General features: G+C 65.5%; 9 protein-coding genes and 1 pseudogene. 9 read left to right on the forward strand and 1 reads right to left on the reverse strand.

Annotation, left to right across the window (positions count from 1 at the left end; all coding sequences use genetic code 11):
- The first annotated feature begins 5 nt into the window (after positions 1-5).
- The 6 genes from OCX61_RS18795 to OCX61_RS18820 all read left to right on the forward strand — a co-directional run bounded on the left by OCX61_RS18795 (position 6) and on the right by OCX61_RS18820 (position 9,693).
- The gene (locus tag OCX61_RS18795) at positions 6-497 is read left to right on the forward strand and encodes an Lrp/AsnC family transcriptional regulator (protein ID WP_261940867.1); all 492 of its coding nucleotides are present in this window, start codon (positions 6-8) and stop codon (positions 495-497) included.
- A gap of 66 nt (positions 498-563) precedes the next feature.
- Entirely contained in the window at positions 564-5,345 is a 4,782-nt protein-coding gene (locus OCX61_RS18800; protein ID WP_261940868.1) for a dermonecrotic toxin domain-containing protein, read from the forward strand.
- A gap of 353 nt (positions 5,346-5,698) precedes the next feature.
- Complete coding sequence (locus tag OCX61_RS18805; protein WP_261940869.1) at positions 5,699-7,009, forward strand: C4-dicarboxylate transporter DctA; 1,311 nt, start codon at positions 5,699-5,701, stop codon at positions 7,007-7,009.
- Positions 7,010-7,053: 44 nt separating this feature from the next.
- Complete coding sequence (locus OCX61_RS18810; RefSeq protein WP_261940870.1) at positions 7,054-7,758, forward strand: FadR/GntR family transcriptional regulator; 705 nt, start codon at positions 7,054-7,056, stop codon at positions 7,756-7,758.
- A 16-nt stretch (positions 7,759-7,774) separates the two neighbouring features.
- Positions 7,775-8,455 carry a GntR family transcriptional regulator gene (locus OCX61_RS18815; RefSeq protein WP_261940871.1) on the forward strand — a complete coding sequence of 227 codons (681 nt, stop codon included), beginning with the start codon at positions 7,775-7,777 and terminating at the stop codon, positions 8,453-8,455.
- A gap of 173 nt (positions 8,456-8,628) precedes the next feature.
- A complete protein-coding gene (locus OCX61_RS18820) occupies positions 8,629-9,693 on the forward strand; it encodes a hypothetical protein (RefSeq protein ID WP_261940872.1) in 1,065 nt (354 codons plus the stop codon).
- A 118-nt stretch (positions 9,694-9,811) separates the two neighbouring features.
- On the opposite strand, the gene OCX61_RS18825 is transcribed toward OCX61_RS18820, so the two are convergent.
- Complete coding sequence (locus OCX61_RS18825; protein WP_261940873.1) at positions 9,812-10,240, reverse strand: PACE efflux transporter; 429 nt, start codon at positions 10,238-10,240, stop codon at positions 9,812-9,814.
- Between the two features lie 100 nt (positions 10,241-10,340).
- On the opposite strand from OCX61_RS18825, the gene OCX61_RS18830 reads away from it, so the two are divergent.
- From OCX61_RS18830 to OCX61_RS27395, 3 genes and pseudogenes are all read left to right on the forward strand, one after another.
- Complete coding sequence (locus tag OCX61_RS18830; protein WP_261940874.1) at positions 10,341-11,219, forward strand: LysR family transcriptional regulator; 879 nt, start codon at positions 10,341-10,343, stop codon at positions 11,217-11,219.
- A 143-nt stretch (positions 11,220-11,362) separates the two neighbouring features.
- Positions 11,363-12,343: pseudogene (mcpA, locus tag OCX61_RS27390) on the forward strand (methyl-accepting chemotaxis protein McpA); the annotation flags it as partial.
- Positions 12,344-12,508: 165 nt separating this feature from the next.
- Complete coding sequence (locus tag OCX61_RS27395) at positions 12,509-13,249, forward strand: methyl-accepting chemotaxis protein (RefSeq protein WP_400806676.1); 741 nt, start codon at positions 12,509-12,511, stop codon at positions 13,247-13,249.
- Positions 13,250-13,505 lie beyond the last annotated feature (256 nt).

Genomic DNA, 13,505 nt, shown 5'->3' on the forward strand with positions numbered 1-13,505 from the left:
TGCGCATGGACACCAAGGACGCCAATGCCCAACCTCTGGACCGCATCGATGAGGCCATCATCGAGGTGCTGCGTCACGATGGCCGCATCACCTTCGAAAAGCTCTCGACCCTGGTCCATCTCACGCCACGCCCCTGCCTGGAGCGCGTGCGCAAGCTTGAACGACGTGGCGTAATTCGCGGCTACGGCGCGATCATCGACCTGCAGAAGCTCGCCCCCGGCCTGTCGTTGCTGGTACTGGTGGCGCTGTCCAACCAGAGCGGGCGTGCCGCGCAAAAAGCCTTCGAAGCGACCATGCTGGCCTGCCCGCAAGTCTACGAATGTCAGCTGATCAGCGGCCACTTCGACTACAGCCTGCGCCTGCGCTGCCGCGATATGGAGCACTATCGGGTGCTGAGCGAAAGCTGGATGAACGACGACGCACTGCACATCGACAAACTGGTGGCACATCCCGAGCTGGCGTCAATCAAGTGCATGGCGCCGCAGACCGGGCAGTAACCCGATAGCCCTCGGCACGCGGGCTGCACACCTAGGCTCGCCGCTCCCCAAACCTGGAGAACGGCCATGCCCCACGCCCCCTCGCCCCACCTGGCATTCATACAACAGCGCATGCCCGCCTGGCTGACAGCGAGCACCCCGGCACAACGCAAGCAACTGGAGAAGCGCCTGCGCGACAGCCATCGCGCCACCCATCGCCTGCGCCAGCATCTGGCAACGCTGCAAGCCCCCGAAGCGTTTTGCCGCGGGCCATTGGAAGACGCCCTGGCCCACTGGTTTGCCGACCGCGAACTGCCCGATGTCGATCGGGGCTGGCTGTGGCATGCGGCCCAGCACCGCGACATGTCATGGCTGGAAGCTGCCATGCTGAATTTCGACGAAAACGACTCGGTGAAGCTATACCTGAGCAAGGATGCACCGGCAGCAACCAACCTCGACGCCGAGCGCTTCGTCAAAGGGGTCCGCAACCTCGACCTCGGCCGGCGCTACCAGGATCACCTGGCCGCCCTGCTCGATACCGCCGCCGCCCGCGCGCTACACCGGGACCAGGACCGCGCGGCCTTTGCCGCAGAACTTAGCCTGGCGAGCCTGCAGGGCAGGCTCGACCAGCGCGGTGAGGCCCTGGGCGAGGCGCTGTTGGCGGATAGCCCAGTGCCTGCTCGCCCCGTGGAATGCAATTACCTGTCGCTGTTCGATTGCCGCTTGAACGGACCGCTGGTGGTTCGCCTGCAACCACAAGCCGCCAAGGAGACCTGCCTGCTTTACCTGCCAGGGCATCCCGCCAAGGCCCTGCGCCAGTATCCTTCCTTGGCGGCGCTGGGTCAGGCGCTGACGCAGATGCTCTGGCACGACGAACAACGACGGTTTTTCCTGCGCTATGTCAGCCATGATCAGCAGCTGCATTTCGCCAGGCGCCTGCGCGAAACCCTCCTGCCCCGTTTTCCCTATGACACGTTACAGGCAGGCACGCCGGAGCTGGAAAAAGGCCAGCATATAAGCTGGCTCAGCCGCGTGTTTCCCGGCCCTCGCCAGCTGTGGCAGGCAACCCTGGACAAGAACGCACGGCTGAACTGGAGCGCCACCCCCTGGTCCCGGGACTGCTTTGCCGAGCGGGCACGCACCGCACTTGAGCGCAAGCGCCAGGATGCCGCCAGCATCGTCGTACCCACCGCGCAGCGCGATGCTCAAGCCCTGTGGAACAGCCTTGAAGGCTGGCTGCAGGCTGGGCTGAACCTGCTCAACCTTGCCAGCTTCTTTGTCCCGGGCCTGGCAGAAGCGATGCTGGTGGTTGGCGCTGCGCAACTGATCGATGAGTTTCTCGAAGGTGTGGAGGCCGCCAACGAGGGCGAAACCGACGCCGCCATCGCCCACCTGTTCGAGGTCTTCGAAAACCTGGCGCAACTGGCGGCACTGGGGGCTGCCGGGCATTTTGTCGAACCACCTGGGGCCCTGCACCAATGGCAGCGGGTTGGCCATGGCGCTGCCGAGCGCCTGTGGCATGGCGGCCTGCAGCCGTTTGCCCAGCCGCGCCCATGGCCTGCAGACACGCTACCCGGTGCCAGCGGCCTGTATACATGGCAAGGCCGGCACTGGTGGCTGCACGAAGGCCAGGCCTTCGCGCTGCAAGCCGAACCCAAGGGAGGCTGGCGCCTGGCATCCGCCACTGGCATGCGCCATCAGCCCAAACTGCTGGGCAACGGCCAGGGCACCTGGCTGCTGGAGCACGAGCGGCCGCTTGCCTGGCGTAGCCCGGTGCTGGCCCGACGCCTTGGCCAGGCGAGCGCCGGCCTGGACGACAGCACCCTGGCCCAGGCAATGCGCAGCAGCGGCTACGATGACGGCGCGCTGCGCCGGTTGCTGCACGATCACAGCCCGCTGCCGGCTCTGCTGCTGGATCACCTGGAGGCCTTCGGCGCCAGCGCCATTGCCCCGGTTGCAGCAGGTGACACTGCGGTGCTGGCCAGGGACTTCCCCTCAGTTAGCCCACGGGCGCGCAGTGAAATTCTCGCAACAGCATCGGCGCCGGACCTGGCCAGGCTCAGGCAAAGCGGCCGCCTGCCACTGCGCATGGCAGAACAGGCGCGCCTGTATCTGCGCGAGGGCCGCCTGAATCGTGCGCTGCGGGACTTGCAGCAAGGGACGGCCAACGTCGACCGCGACCGCCTGGTATTCGCCAACCTGCCGCGCCTGCCTGGCTGGTCGGGCGACATAAGGCTGGAGCTGGTTGAAGACGGCCGCCTGATCGAGCTGGCCAATGCGCAGGGCGCAACTACCAGACGGGTGCTGCGCAGCGCCGGTGGCTACGAGCCGAGCGATGCAAACGGCGAAATCCTCGGCAATCGCGATGCCTTGCTGGCCACGCTGCTGCGTGCCCTGCCCGACAGCGAGCGCAATGCCCTCAAGCTGAACATCCATGACACGACAGGCCTGCGCGATGCGCTGTTCGCGCTGGCCTGCAAGGACCGCGAAGCAACCGCCAGGGACCTGGGCATGGCGCCGCTGCGACGGATGTACAACCCACCCGCGCGGCTACCGGGCAGCCAGCGCCTGGGCTACCCCCTCAGTGGCCGGGGCCGGGGCTGGCTGACTGCCGACGAAGTGTTCGACCAGTTGTATCCGGGCGGCAACCTTGAAGAACGCCAACTATTGCGCCAGCGCCTGCAGCACGAGGCACGCCAGGTGCCGGGCGGTTTCCACGCCATGCTGGAACGCCTGCTCAGCGAGTACCGACAACTGGATCACGAGCTTCAGGCCTGGGTCGACAGCGCCCACGCCGAACAACGTGCCGCGCGCGACCAGCTGGCCCAGCGCATACGCCGAGCGTGGCGCAGGGAAAGCCCCGAAGCCCCGACAGGTGCCATTGACTTCGTCATACTCGAAATCGACGCGGCGCAGGTCCAGGCCCTGCCAAACCTGAGCGTGACGCTGCCGCACGTGCGCGACTTGCATATCAGCGGGCTGGCCGAACACGCCGATGCCCAACTCGATGGCTTTCTGCGCGCCTTCCCCCGGGTTCGCCATCTCGACCTTGAACAGAATGCCCTGCAGGCCTTGCCGCCGGCATTGGCCGAACTCGGTGAAATTCAATCGCTCGACTTGTCCCACAACCAGCTCGACCTGTCCCGGCAGGCCGATCTGGATATCCTCACGCGCCTGACCCAGCTCCAGCGCCTGAACCTGTCCAGCAGCCTGCAACAACTGGCTGTCAGCACCCTCGAGCGCCTGGCCAGCCTGCCACAGCTGAGCTTCTTCCAAGCCGACCTCAATACCCTGGCCTTCGGCGCAGAACACTTCCAGGCGTTGCAACGCTGGCCGAGCCTGACCCACCTCGAACTGGGCTGCAACGAGATTGCCCTGAGCGAAGCAAGCCGCGGCGCGCTGGCCGGCCTTGACCGGCTGCGCATGCTGTCGCTGCGCTACAACCCCCTGGAACTGGCACCAGACATCACCGGCTGGACGGCGCTCGAACAGCTCGACCTGGAGCGCACGTCGATCGCCGACTGGCCTGCGGGGTTGACCGAGCTGATGGATCAGCAGCCACTGAACCTGAGGGCCATCGACCTGAGCCTCAACGAGCTGAGCGATGCTCCCCAACTGCGCGACACAGCCTTCGCCCGGCGTATACGGGAAGGCCACGCTGAAATGACTTACTCCTTCGATGACAACCCATTCTCCGAGCAAGCCCTGCAGCGGCTTGACGAGGCCGGGCTGCCCGCGCTGCTCAACGACTCGGAAGACGAGGATTGGTCCACCGGCTGGCCCGGTGCGTTGCGTGCCCATCTGGCGCAGCTGTGGATGGACGAAAACTGGCAGCCGCTGTTCGACCTCTACCAGCGCCTGCCCGGCACGGCCGACTATCAGCACCACAGGGCCGCGATGGACTTGCGCATGCGTCAGGTGTTGCAGACCTTGGTCACCGGAGCCGGCGAGCAGGCGGCAGGTAACGGTTTTGCCGAACTCCAGCAACAGATCAACGACCTGCTGCACGACGCCGCCACGCAATGCGTCGACCAGGCCAGCCTGCTGTTCCAGCAGGTGGAAACCGAAGTCACCCTGTGGCAGTCGGTATCCCGGGCCGCAGCTGATGCGAATGACGAACAGGCTGCGCTGGAAACCTTGGCCGGTGTCTATCGCCAGCAGTTGCTCGACGCCCACATCGGCGACCTGTACAACGCCCGCAGGGCCAGGCGCACGGCCCTGGCCAATGCCCGCAGCCCGGCTCAGCGCGCGGCGGCCCCTGCCCTTTCAGCGCTCGACGACCTCGCCGATGCGCGACTGAGCGAGCCCGGCTTCCTGCTGGACGAGCTGGAAATGGCGCTCTACGCCCGCATCCGCCTGCGGCAGCGGCTGCGCCTCCCGGCGCAACCTGACGGGATGCAGTTTGAATACCTCGCTCGCCTGAGCGATGCCACGCTCCAGCGCCTGGAACAGAGCGTGTGGTCCGCAGGTGCAGCGCCTCAGCTGGATCCATGGCTGGCTGCACAGCACTTCTGGCCGCGCTGGCTGCGCCGCTTGCGCCCGCAAGCGTTCCAGGCTTTCGAGCTGGAATGGGAAGGTGCCGCGGAGTATTTCGATACACTGAACGAAGCGGCACCCGCGGGTGCCTACAGCGGGCCAGCGGTGCCTGAACGCTACATCGCCCTGCTGGAAGCCGAGCTGGCAGAGATCAACTGGCGCCAGCAGGGCGTACTGCAACGCATTGACTTGTCCAGCGACAGCGCCCGGTACCAGCGAGCAGCCGATCTGCTGAAACACAGCCGTGACCAAGCGTTGCAGCAATTGATGCAGCAATTGACCCGCACCCTCAGCGAAGCCAACCCGCAGGCATTCTCCCCACACGCCGAATGACCTGACAGAGCCAGCCCGTGCCCGGCGCGGGCTGCACCCGCCGGACCAGCCCCGCCCTCGACACGCCCCTGGCAAGCAGCTTGCAAGTCATCCACCGGGGCGGGGCGGCCACTGCGATTTCCTCAGGTCTTAGACAAAGCGGCGAATCGACGGCCTGCACCGTACTAGAGCCGAAGCGCTCACCTTGCCCCATAACTGGTCAGACCGGTAAGGCCAAAATCCCTTGCAATGTCGGATTTTTCGCGGTTTTATGATCCGGCGCTGAACAAACCGGTAAGACCACAATAATTAAGTCCTGCGCTCTTTCGCCCCGTGCGGCACCGAAGCAAGGACACCGATCTGAGATCCCTCCCATGCTCAAATGGTGCTCGCGTTCGATCTTCCTGCAAGTCGTGCTTGGCCTTGCCCTCGGCATCGCCTGCGGCCTCAGCTTCCCCGACCTTTCCCTGCAGCTCAAACCCCTCGGCGACGGCTTCATCAAGCTGATCAAGATGCTCATCGGCCTGATCGTGTTCTGTGTGGTGGTCAGCGGCATTTCCGGCGCCGGCGACCTGAAGAAGGTCGGGCGCATCGGCCTGAAATCGGTGATCTACTTCGAAGTGCTGACCACCATCGCCCTGGTCATCGGCCTGGTGTTCGCCTTCAGCAGCGGCATCGGCAGCGGCGCCAACATCCACCTCGACCAGCTGTCCAGCGCCGACGCCAGCAGCCTGGCCGAGCGCGGCCAGCACATCCATGGCGCCACGGCGTTCTTCATGGACCTGATCCCGACCTCGGTGATCGGTGCCTTCGCCGACAACAACATCCTCCAGGTGCTGCTGTTCTCGGTGCTGTTCGGCAGCGCCCTGAACCTGGTGGGCGAGTCGGCCGCCGGCATCTCGCGGCTGATCAACGAGCTGAGCCACGTGATCTTCCGCATCATGGGCATGATCGTGCGCCTGGCACCGATCGGTGTATTCGGTGCCATCGCCTTCACCACCAGCAAGTACGGCCTGGAGTCGCTGCAGCACCTGGGTGGCCTGGTGGCACTGTTCTACCTGACCTGCGCCGGCTTCGTGCTGATCGTCCTGGGCACCGTGATGCGCGTGTCGGGCCTGAAACTGCTGCCGTTCATCAAGTACCTGCGTGAAGAGCTGACCATCGTGCTCGGTACCGCGTCATCCGACGCGGTGCTGCCGCAGATCATGCGCAAGCTGGAACACCTGGGCATTGGCAGCTCCACCGTCGGCCTGGTGATCCCCACCGGCTACTCGTTCAACCTCGATGGTTTCTCCATTTACCTGACCCTGGCCATCGTGTTCATCGCCAACGCCACCGGCACGCCACTGGAAATGACCGACCTGCTGACCATCCTGCTGGTATCGCTGGTGACCTCCAAGGGCGCTCACGGCATCCCAGGCTCGGCGCTGGTGATCCTTGCCGCAACCCTGACTGCCGTGCCGGCGATCCCGGTGGTGGGCCTGGTGCTGGTGCTGGCGGTGGACTGGTTCATGGGCATTGGCCGGGCACTGACCAACCTGATCGGCAACTGCGTGGCCACCGTGGCCATTGCCCGCTGGGAAAAGGACATCGACCTGGAACGTGCGCAGAACGTGCTCGATGGCAAACCCGGCTTCGCCCCTGCGCCACGCAAGCAAGCCACCCCCCATCAACAGGAATTCTGAGCCCATGTGGCCGGCGCTGACGCCGGCCCTTCCAGGAGCGAACCGTGATCAGCTCATCGACCGTCGTCAACTCAGTGGTGGAAAAACTGCGCCAGGCCCTGGCCCGTGGCCAGTGGCGCTCCGGCGACATGCTGCCCGGCCAGCGCGAACTGGCCGAGCAACTGGGCATCAGCCGCCCCAGCCTGCGCGAAGCCGTGACCGTGCTGGAAACCCTGGGCCTGGTGCGTGCGCTGCCAGGCAAGGGGGTGCTGGTGCTGGATGCCGAGGCAGCGACCCAGGACCCGACCAGCGAAAGCGCCGCAGCTGCGAGCCTGGCCGATGTGCTGGAGCTGCGCTACACCCTCGAACCGTTCATCGTCGGCCTGGTCGCGCAATCGGCCAACAACCAGGACATCGGCCAGCTGCGCCTGACCCTGATGGACATGCGCGAGGCCCTGGAAGCCGATGACAGCGAAGCCGGGGTCAAGGCCTACATCGCGTTCCACGAGGCACTGTTCGCCCTGACCACCAACCCGATCTTCCAGAGCGTGGTGCAGCAGACCGGCAACGCGCTCAAGCAGAGCGCCAGCATGCTGCGCAACTCGCCCGAGCACCTGGCCGCGCGGCTCAAGGAAAACGAAGCCGTGGTGCGCGCCATTCGCGAGCGCAACAGCGCCCAGGCCAGCGCCCAGATGCGCCAGCACATCCTCGCCGAGGGCCAGCGCATGGGCATTCAACTCAACATCCCGGACGACCAGCCCGGCCAATGACCCCAGGAGAGCGACCATGACCGCCTGCGCCCACGCCGCCCCCCGCCTGCCTGCCCTGCTCGCCGCCGGCGAGACCCGCCTGTCGGCCGAGCAGATCTACCCGCGCCTGTTCGACGCGATCCTCGAACAGCGCCTGCCGCCCGGCAGCCTGTTGCCCGAACAGGCCCTGGGCAATGCCTTCGGGGTCAGCCGCACGGTGATCCGCCGGGTGCTCGGGCGCCTGTCGGACCAGCAAGTGGTGGTGCAGCGGCCCAGCCACACCGCCCACCTGGCCGCCCCCGACCCTGAGCAGGCACGCCAGGTGCTCAGCGCCCGGCGCCTGGCCGAAACCACCCTGATCAGCCTGGCCGCCCAGCGCGCCCGGCCGGCGCAGATCCGCCAACTGCGCCAGCTGGTCGAGCGCGAGCGCCAGCACCACGAACGCGGCGAACGCTGCGCCGCGATCCGCCTGGGGGGCGAGTTTCACCTCAAGCTCGCCCAGGTCGCGGCCAATGCACCGCTGGCGCGCTTTCTCAACGGCCTGGTGCCGATGACCTCATTGATCATCGCCCGCTATGAGTCGCCTTGCTGCGACCACTGCGCCTGGGAGGAACATGCGGCGATCATCGATGCCGTGGAAGCCGGTGATGGGGGGTCAGCGCTGGCGTTGATGCATGATCATCTCGACCGCCTGGAAGACAAGCTCGACCTCGAATGACTCGGGGCCGCTCCCACAGGGCTGGGTGATCTCCCACAGGTACTGCGCTGAACCCGAGCATCGCGCGGCAGCTGTAGGAGCCGCGCTTGCCGGCGATGGGCTGCACAGCAGCCCCATGAGCACCGCCCTATACTCGGATAACCACCCAGCCTCTACCCCAGGGAGGCAGCCGAGTGAGCCCACGCCTATTGATTGTGCTGTGCCTTTTGCTGGCCATCACCGGCTGCGCCGGCAAACGCTCGCCTCCCCCGCCGCCTCCAGCGGTGCTCGATCCCGCCACCTGGCAGCGCATCGACCAGGAACTGATCGAGGCGTCGGTCGGCGCCGCCGGCTCTGCCAACGACTATGCCCGGCGTTCGATGCGGGTGTGGAAGGAGCAGGTGCAGCAACGTACCGAACAGGACTTCATCCCCTGGTTCACCGGCTACTGGACCCAACAATGGCTGACCATGAAAGTGGCCTGGTACAAGCTCGACAGCGGCGAGGGCCGCGAGCCTGCAGAAAAGCGCCTGGCGCTGTACCTGCAGGAGCAGTACCACGATCGAGTGATCGAACCGGTGGCCGAACAGATCAACCCCGAGGGCATCCGCGATCGGGCCTGCGAGCTGTACGTGCAACTGCTCGGCCAGCAACTGCCGGCCATCATCCAGCGCTACCATGCCGCGCCCGAAGCATTCAGCCAGCGCCTGAACCGCATCCCGGCGATCAACCTGGGGCCACCATCCGCCCGCAATGCCACGCTCTATCAGTTGCTGCGGGCCAAGTCGCTGGAGCAGCAGCCGGCCTGGCTGGCGTTGCGCGAGCACTTGCACAAGCAGGCCAGCAAAGGCCCCGGGAAAACGGATGTGAGCTTGTCGTCCGTGGCGAACAATGCCAGTGAAAAACTCGGTGCCACCCTGGCGCCGCGCGGTATCGCCAGCGCCGTGGCCAGCGCGGTGGGCAAGGTGGCCGGGGCGATGATCTCGATTGCAGCGACCGGCTACGGGATCATGACCCATAACCGTGACCAGCCAGAGATGGTCGAGCAATTGCGGGTCATCCTCAACGTCGCACTCAACCAGGAATGGCAGGAGCTGATGGAGAACCGCCAGAGCGGCGCGCTGGCGGGGGTGTACTACTTGTCAGGGCAGGTCGAGGACAGCCTGCTGGCCACCGCACCACAGCCGTCCATCGAGCAGCAGGCGCAACAGCGCCAAGCGCCAGCACCACAGGAACCCTTGCTGATTCGCCTGCCTTAGTCTCCTGCATCGGCCTCTTCGCGGCTAAAGCCGCTCCCACAGGATTGCCACTGCAGCAAGGGCCTGCGCAGTTCCTGTGGGAGCGGCTTTAGCCGCGAAGAGGCCAGACCTGCCAGCATCAGGCAGTGGCCATGGCCGAAGTCGGCAGGCCAAAGATCCGGTCGAACGCCCAGTTGTAGGCAAAGGTGTAGCACGGGATCAGAATGATGAACGCCAGGTCCACCAGAAACGCCTCCACCAGGCTCATGTCCAACCACCAGGCGATCAGCGGAATCAAGTAGACCACCAAGGTCAGCTGGAAGCCGACAGCATGCGCCACTCGCCGTGCCACGCTGCGTCCACGTGTGGCCTGACGGCTCTCCCAGTACTCGAACAGGCTGTTGTAGATCAGGTTCCAGAGCATGGCGATGGAGGTGATCATCACTGCCAGCGGCCCGGTGTGCGACGCCTGGGTGTCCGACAGGTAGGCCAGCCCGAGCGTCGACATGCACAGGCCGATCAGTTCATAAAAGGTCACGTAGACCAGTTTGCGTTTGATGCCCTGCACGGGTTACCTCATGTGTCGCAATACAATGAGGCGCAAGGATGATTCAATCCGCTTGACAGGAAAAGTCAGCAGCTTTCAGATTGACTGACAGGAGGCTGCCATGAATTTTTCCAGCGACAACATCCAGCTGTTTCTCGCCGTGCTCGACCGCGGTTCGTTTTCCGCCGCCGCCCGCGCCCTGCAGCGCGTGCCCTCGGCAGTCAGCATGGGCATCGGCAACCTTGAAGCCGAACTGGGCTACCCCCTGTTCGAGCGCGGCCCACGCGAAGTCCGCGCCACCGCCCAGGCCCTGGCCCTGGAACCCCATGCGCGGCTGATCGCCGAACAGCTGGGCTTGCTGCAAGTGCACGCGCTGGAGCTGTCCCAAGGCCTGGAAAGCAACCTGACCCTGGCCGTGGTCCCCGATATCGACCATCGTCCGCTGCTGGCGGCCATTGCCAGCCTCGGCGCACGCTACCCGCTGCTCGACATCCAGCTGCTCAGCGCCCCTCAGGAAGAAGCCCTGCACCTGCTCGACATTGGCCGCGCCGACCTGTGCCTGGCCTTCGCCGGCCTGCAGGTCGATGCCCGCCGCAGCTTCCAGCACGTCGGCATGGAGTCGCTGGTGGCCACCTTGTCGCCGGCCCACCCGGCCCTGCTCGAAGGCCGTATCCACTACCTCGAGGACCTGGTCAATGTGCGCCAGATCCTGGTCCGCAGCCGAGACCTGCCGCTGCTCGACCCGCGCCCGCTGATCGGCGCCACGCACTGGTCCACCGACAGTTTCGACCTGGCCTTGCAAATGGTCGAAGCCGGCCTCGGCTGGGGTGACCTGCCACTGGCCCGCGTGGCGCCGCTGGTCGATGCCGGGCGCCTGGTGCGCCTGCAATTTCGCAACACCCGCAACGAACTGCAGCTGCCGATCCATGCCTTGTGGCGCAAGCAGCAACCGCTGCGCCAGGGCGCACGCCTGCTGATCGACCTGCTAGCCGCCGGCTAGCCCACCGTCCGTCGACCTGAGGCAAAGAAAATAAGTAAGTGTTTCAACCTTTTACCGGCCGCGCCGATATCCCAGAGGACAGGACCCGCCATCGCGCCACAAGCGCCTGGCGCCCTCCCCTCAATGGCTCAAGGTCTCGAAACATGAACCTGAAATTTCGCCACAAAATCCTCCTCAGCGCCTGCGGTGTCGTGGTGCTGGCCTTTGCGCTGTTCACGCTCTACAACGACTATCTGCAACGCAACACCCTTCGCCAGAACATCGAATCTTCCGTGCAGCAAGCCGGCGCGCTAACCGCCAGCAGCGTGCAGAACTGGATGAGCGGGCGCATTCTGGTGCTGGAAAACCTGGCGCAGGACATTGCCGAACAAGGGGCAGGAGGCACCCTCGGCGGGCTGATCGAGCAGCCTTCCTATACGCGAAATTTCCTGTTCACCTACCTGGGCCAAGCCAACGGCGTGTTCACCCAGCGCCCTGATACCCAGATGCCGGCCGGTTACGATCCACGCCAGCGACCGTGGTACAGCAGCGCGGCCAGCGCCGGCCAGACCGTGCTCACTGCACCCTACCAAGGCGCAGTCGGCGGCCTGATGGTGACCATCGCGGTACCGGTGAAAAGCAAGCACAGCGGTGAGCTGATCGGCGTGGTCGGCGGCGACCTGACCCTCGACACCCTGGTCGAGATCATCAACTCGGTCGACTTCGGTGGCATCGGCCACGCCTTCCTCGCCGACAGCAGCGGCCAGGTGATCGTCAGCCCGGACAAGGGCCAGCTGATGAAGAACCTCAAGGACATCTACCCCGGCAGCGGCCTGCGCGTGACCACGGGCATGCAGGATGTCACCCTCAACGGCGAGGACCGGCTGATCTCGTTCGCCCCGGTCGCCGGCCTGCCGTCGGCACAGTGGTACATCGGCCTGTCGATCGACAAGGCCAAGGCCTACGCCGCACTCAGCCAGTTCCGCACCTCGGCGATCATCGCCATGCTCATCGCCGTGGCCGTCATCGCCGGGCTGCTCGGCCTGCTGATTCCGGTGCTGATGCGCCCGCTGACCACCATGGGCCGCGCCATGCGCGACATCGCCGAAGGTGAAGGCGACCTGACCCGCCGCCTCGACGTGCAGCACAAGGACGAATTCGGCGAACTGGCCAGCTCGTTCAACCGCTTCGTCGAACGCATCCACAGCTCGATCAGCGAAGTGTCCTCGGCCACCCGCCTGGTGCACGACCTGTCGGAAAAAGTGGTCAACGCGTCCAATGCCTCGATCATCGGTTCCGAAGAGCAGAGCATGCGCACCAACAGTGTGGCGGCGGCGATCAACCAGCTGGGCGCCGCCACTCAGGAAATCGCCCGCAACGCGGCCGATGCCTCACAACACGCCAGCGGCGCCAGCGAGCAGGCCCATGGCGGCCGTGAAGTGGTCGAGCAGGCGATCAGCGCCATGACCGCGCTGTCGCAGCGCATCAGCGAGTCGTGCGAACAGATCGAAACCCTCAATGCCAGCACCGACGAGATCGGCAAGATCCTCGACGTGATCAAGGGCATTTCCCAGCAGACCAACCTGCTGGCCCTCAACGCCGCCATCGAGGCCGCCCGTGCCGGTGAGGCTGGGCGCGGCTTTGCCGTGGTCGCCGACGAAGTACGCAACCTGGCCCATCGGACCCAGGAATCGGCCGAAGAGATCCACCGCATGATCACCAGCCTGCAGGTGGGTTCACGCGAGGCGGTGCACACCATGAACACCAGCCAGGTATCGAGCGAACAGACCGTGCAGGTGGCCAACCAGGCTGGCGAACGCCTGGCCAGCGTGACCCAGCGCATCGGCGAAATCGACGGCATGAACCAGTCGGTGGCCACGGCTACCGAAGAGCAGACCGCAGTGGTGGATAGCCTGAACCTGGACATCACCCAGATCAACGCGCTGAACCAGCAAGGGGTGGAGAACCTCAACCAGACCCTGCAGCATTGCGATGCCCTGGCTCAGCAGGCTGGGCGCCTGAAGCAGCTGGTGGGCAGTTTCCGTATCTGAGGCCTGGGTGCAGGGCTGGGGTTTTGTGCTGGGGCAAACATCGAGCGCCGCCCGCGCGGCGCATCGCGAGCTGCGCTCGCTCCTACGTTTGTTTCGGGCCAATTATTCCTGGGGGATTTGTGCGCGAACGCTTTGGCGCATGACGCGATATCGCGTCGTGCGGACAAGGCGTTCGCGCGCGCCTGTGACAGGCGTTACTGGCCAGAAACAAACGTAGGAGCGAGCGCAGCTCGCGATGCGCCGCGCGGGCGGCGCT

It is taken from the genome of Pseudomonas sp. LRP2-20 (assembly GCF_024349685.1).
In the GTDB taxonomy this organism is placed as follows: Bacteria; Pseudomonadota; Gammaproteobacteria; order Pseudomonadales; family Pseudomonadaceae; genus Aquipseudomonas.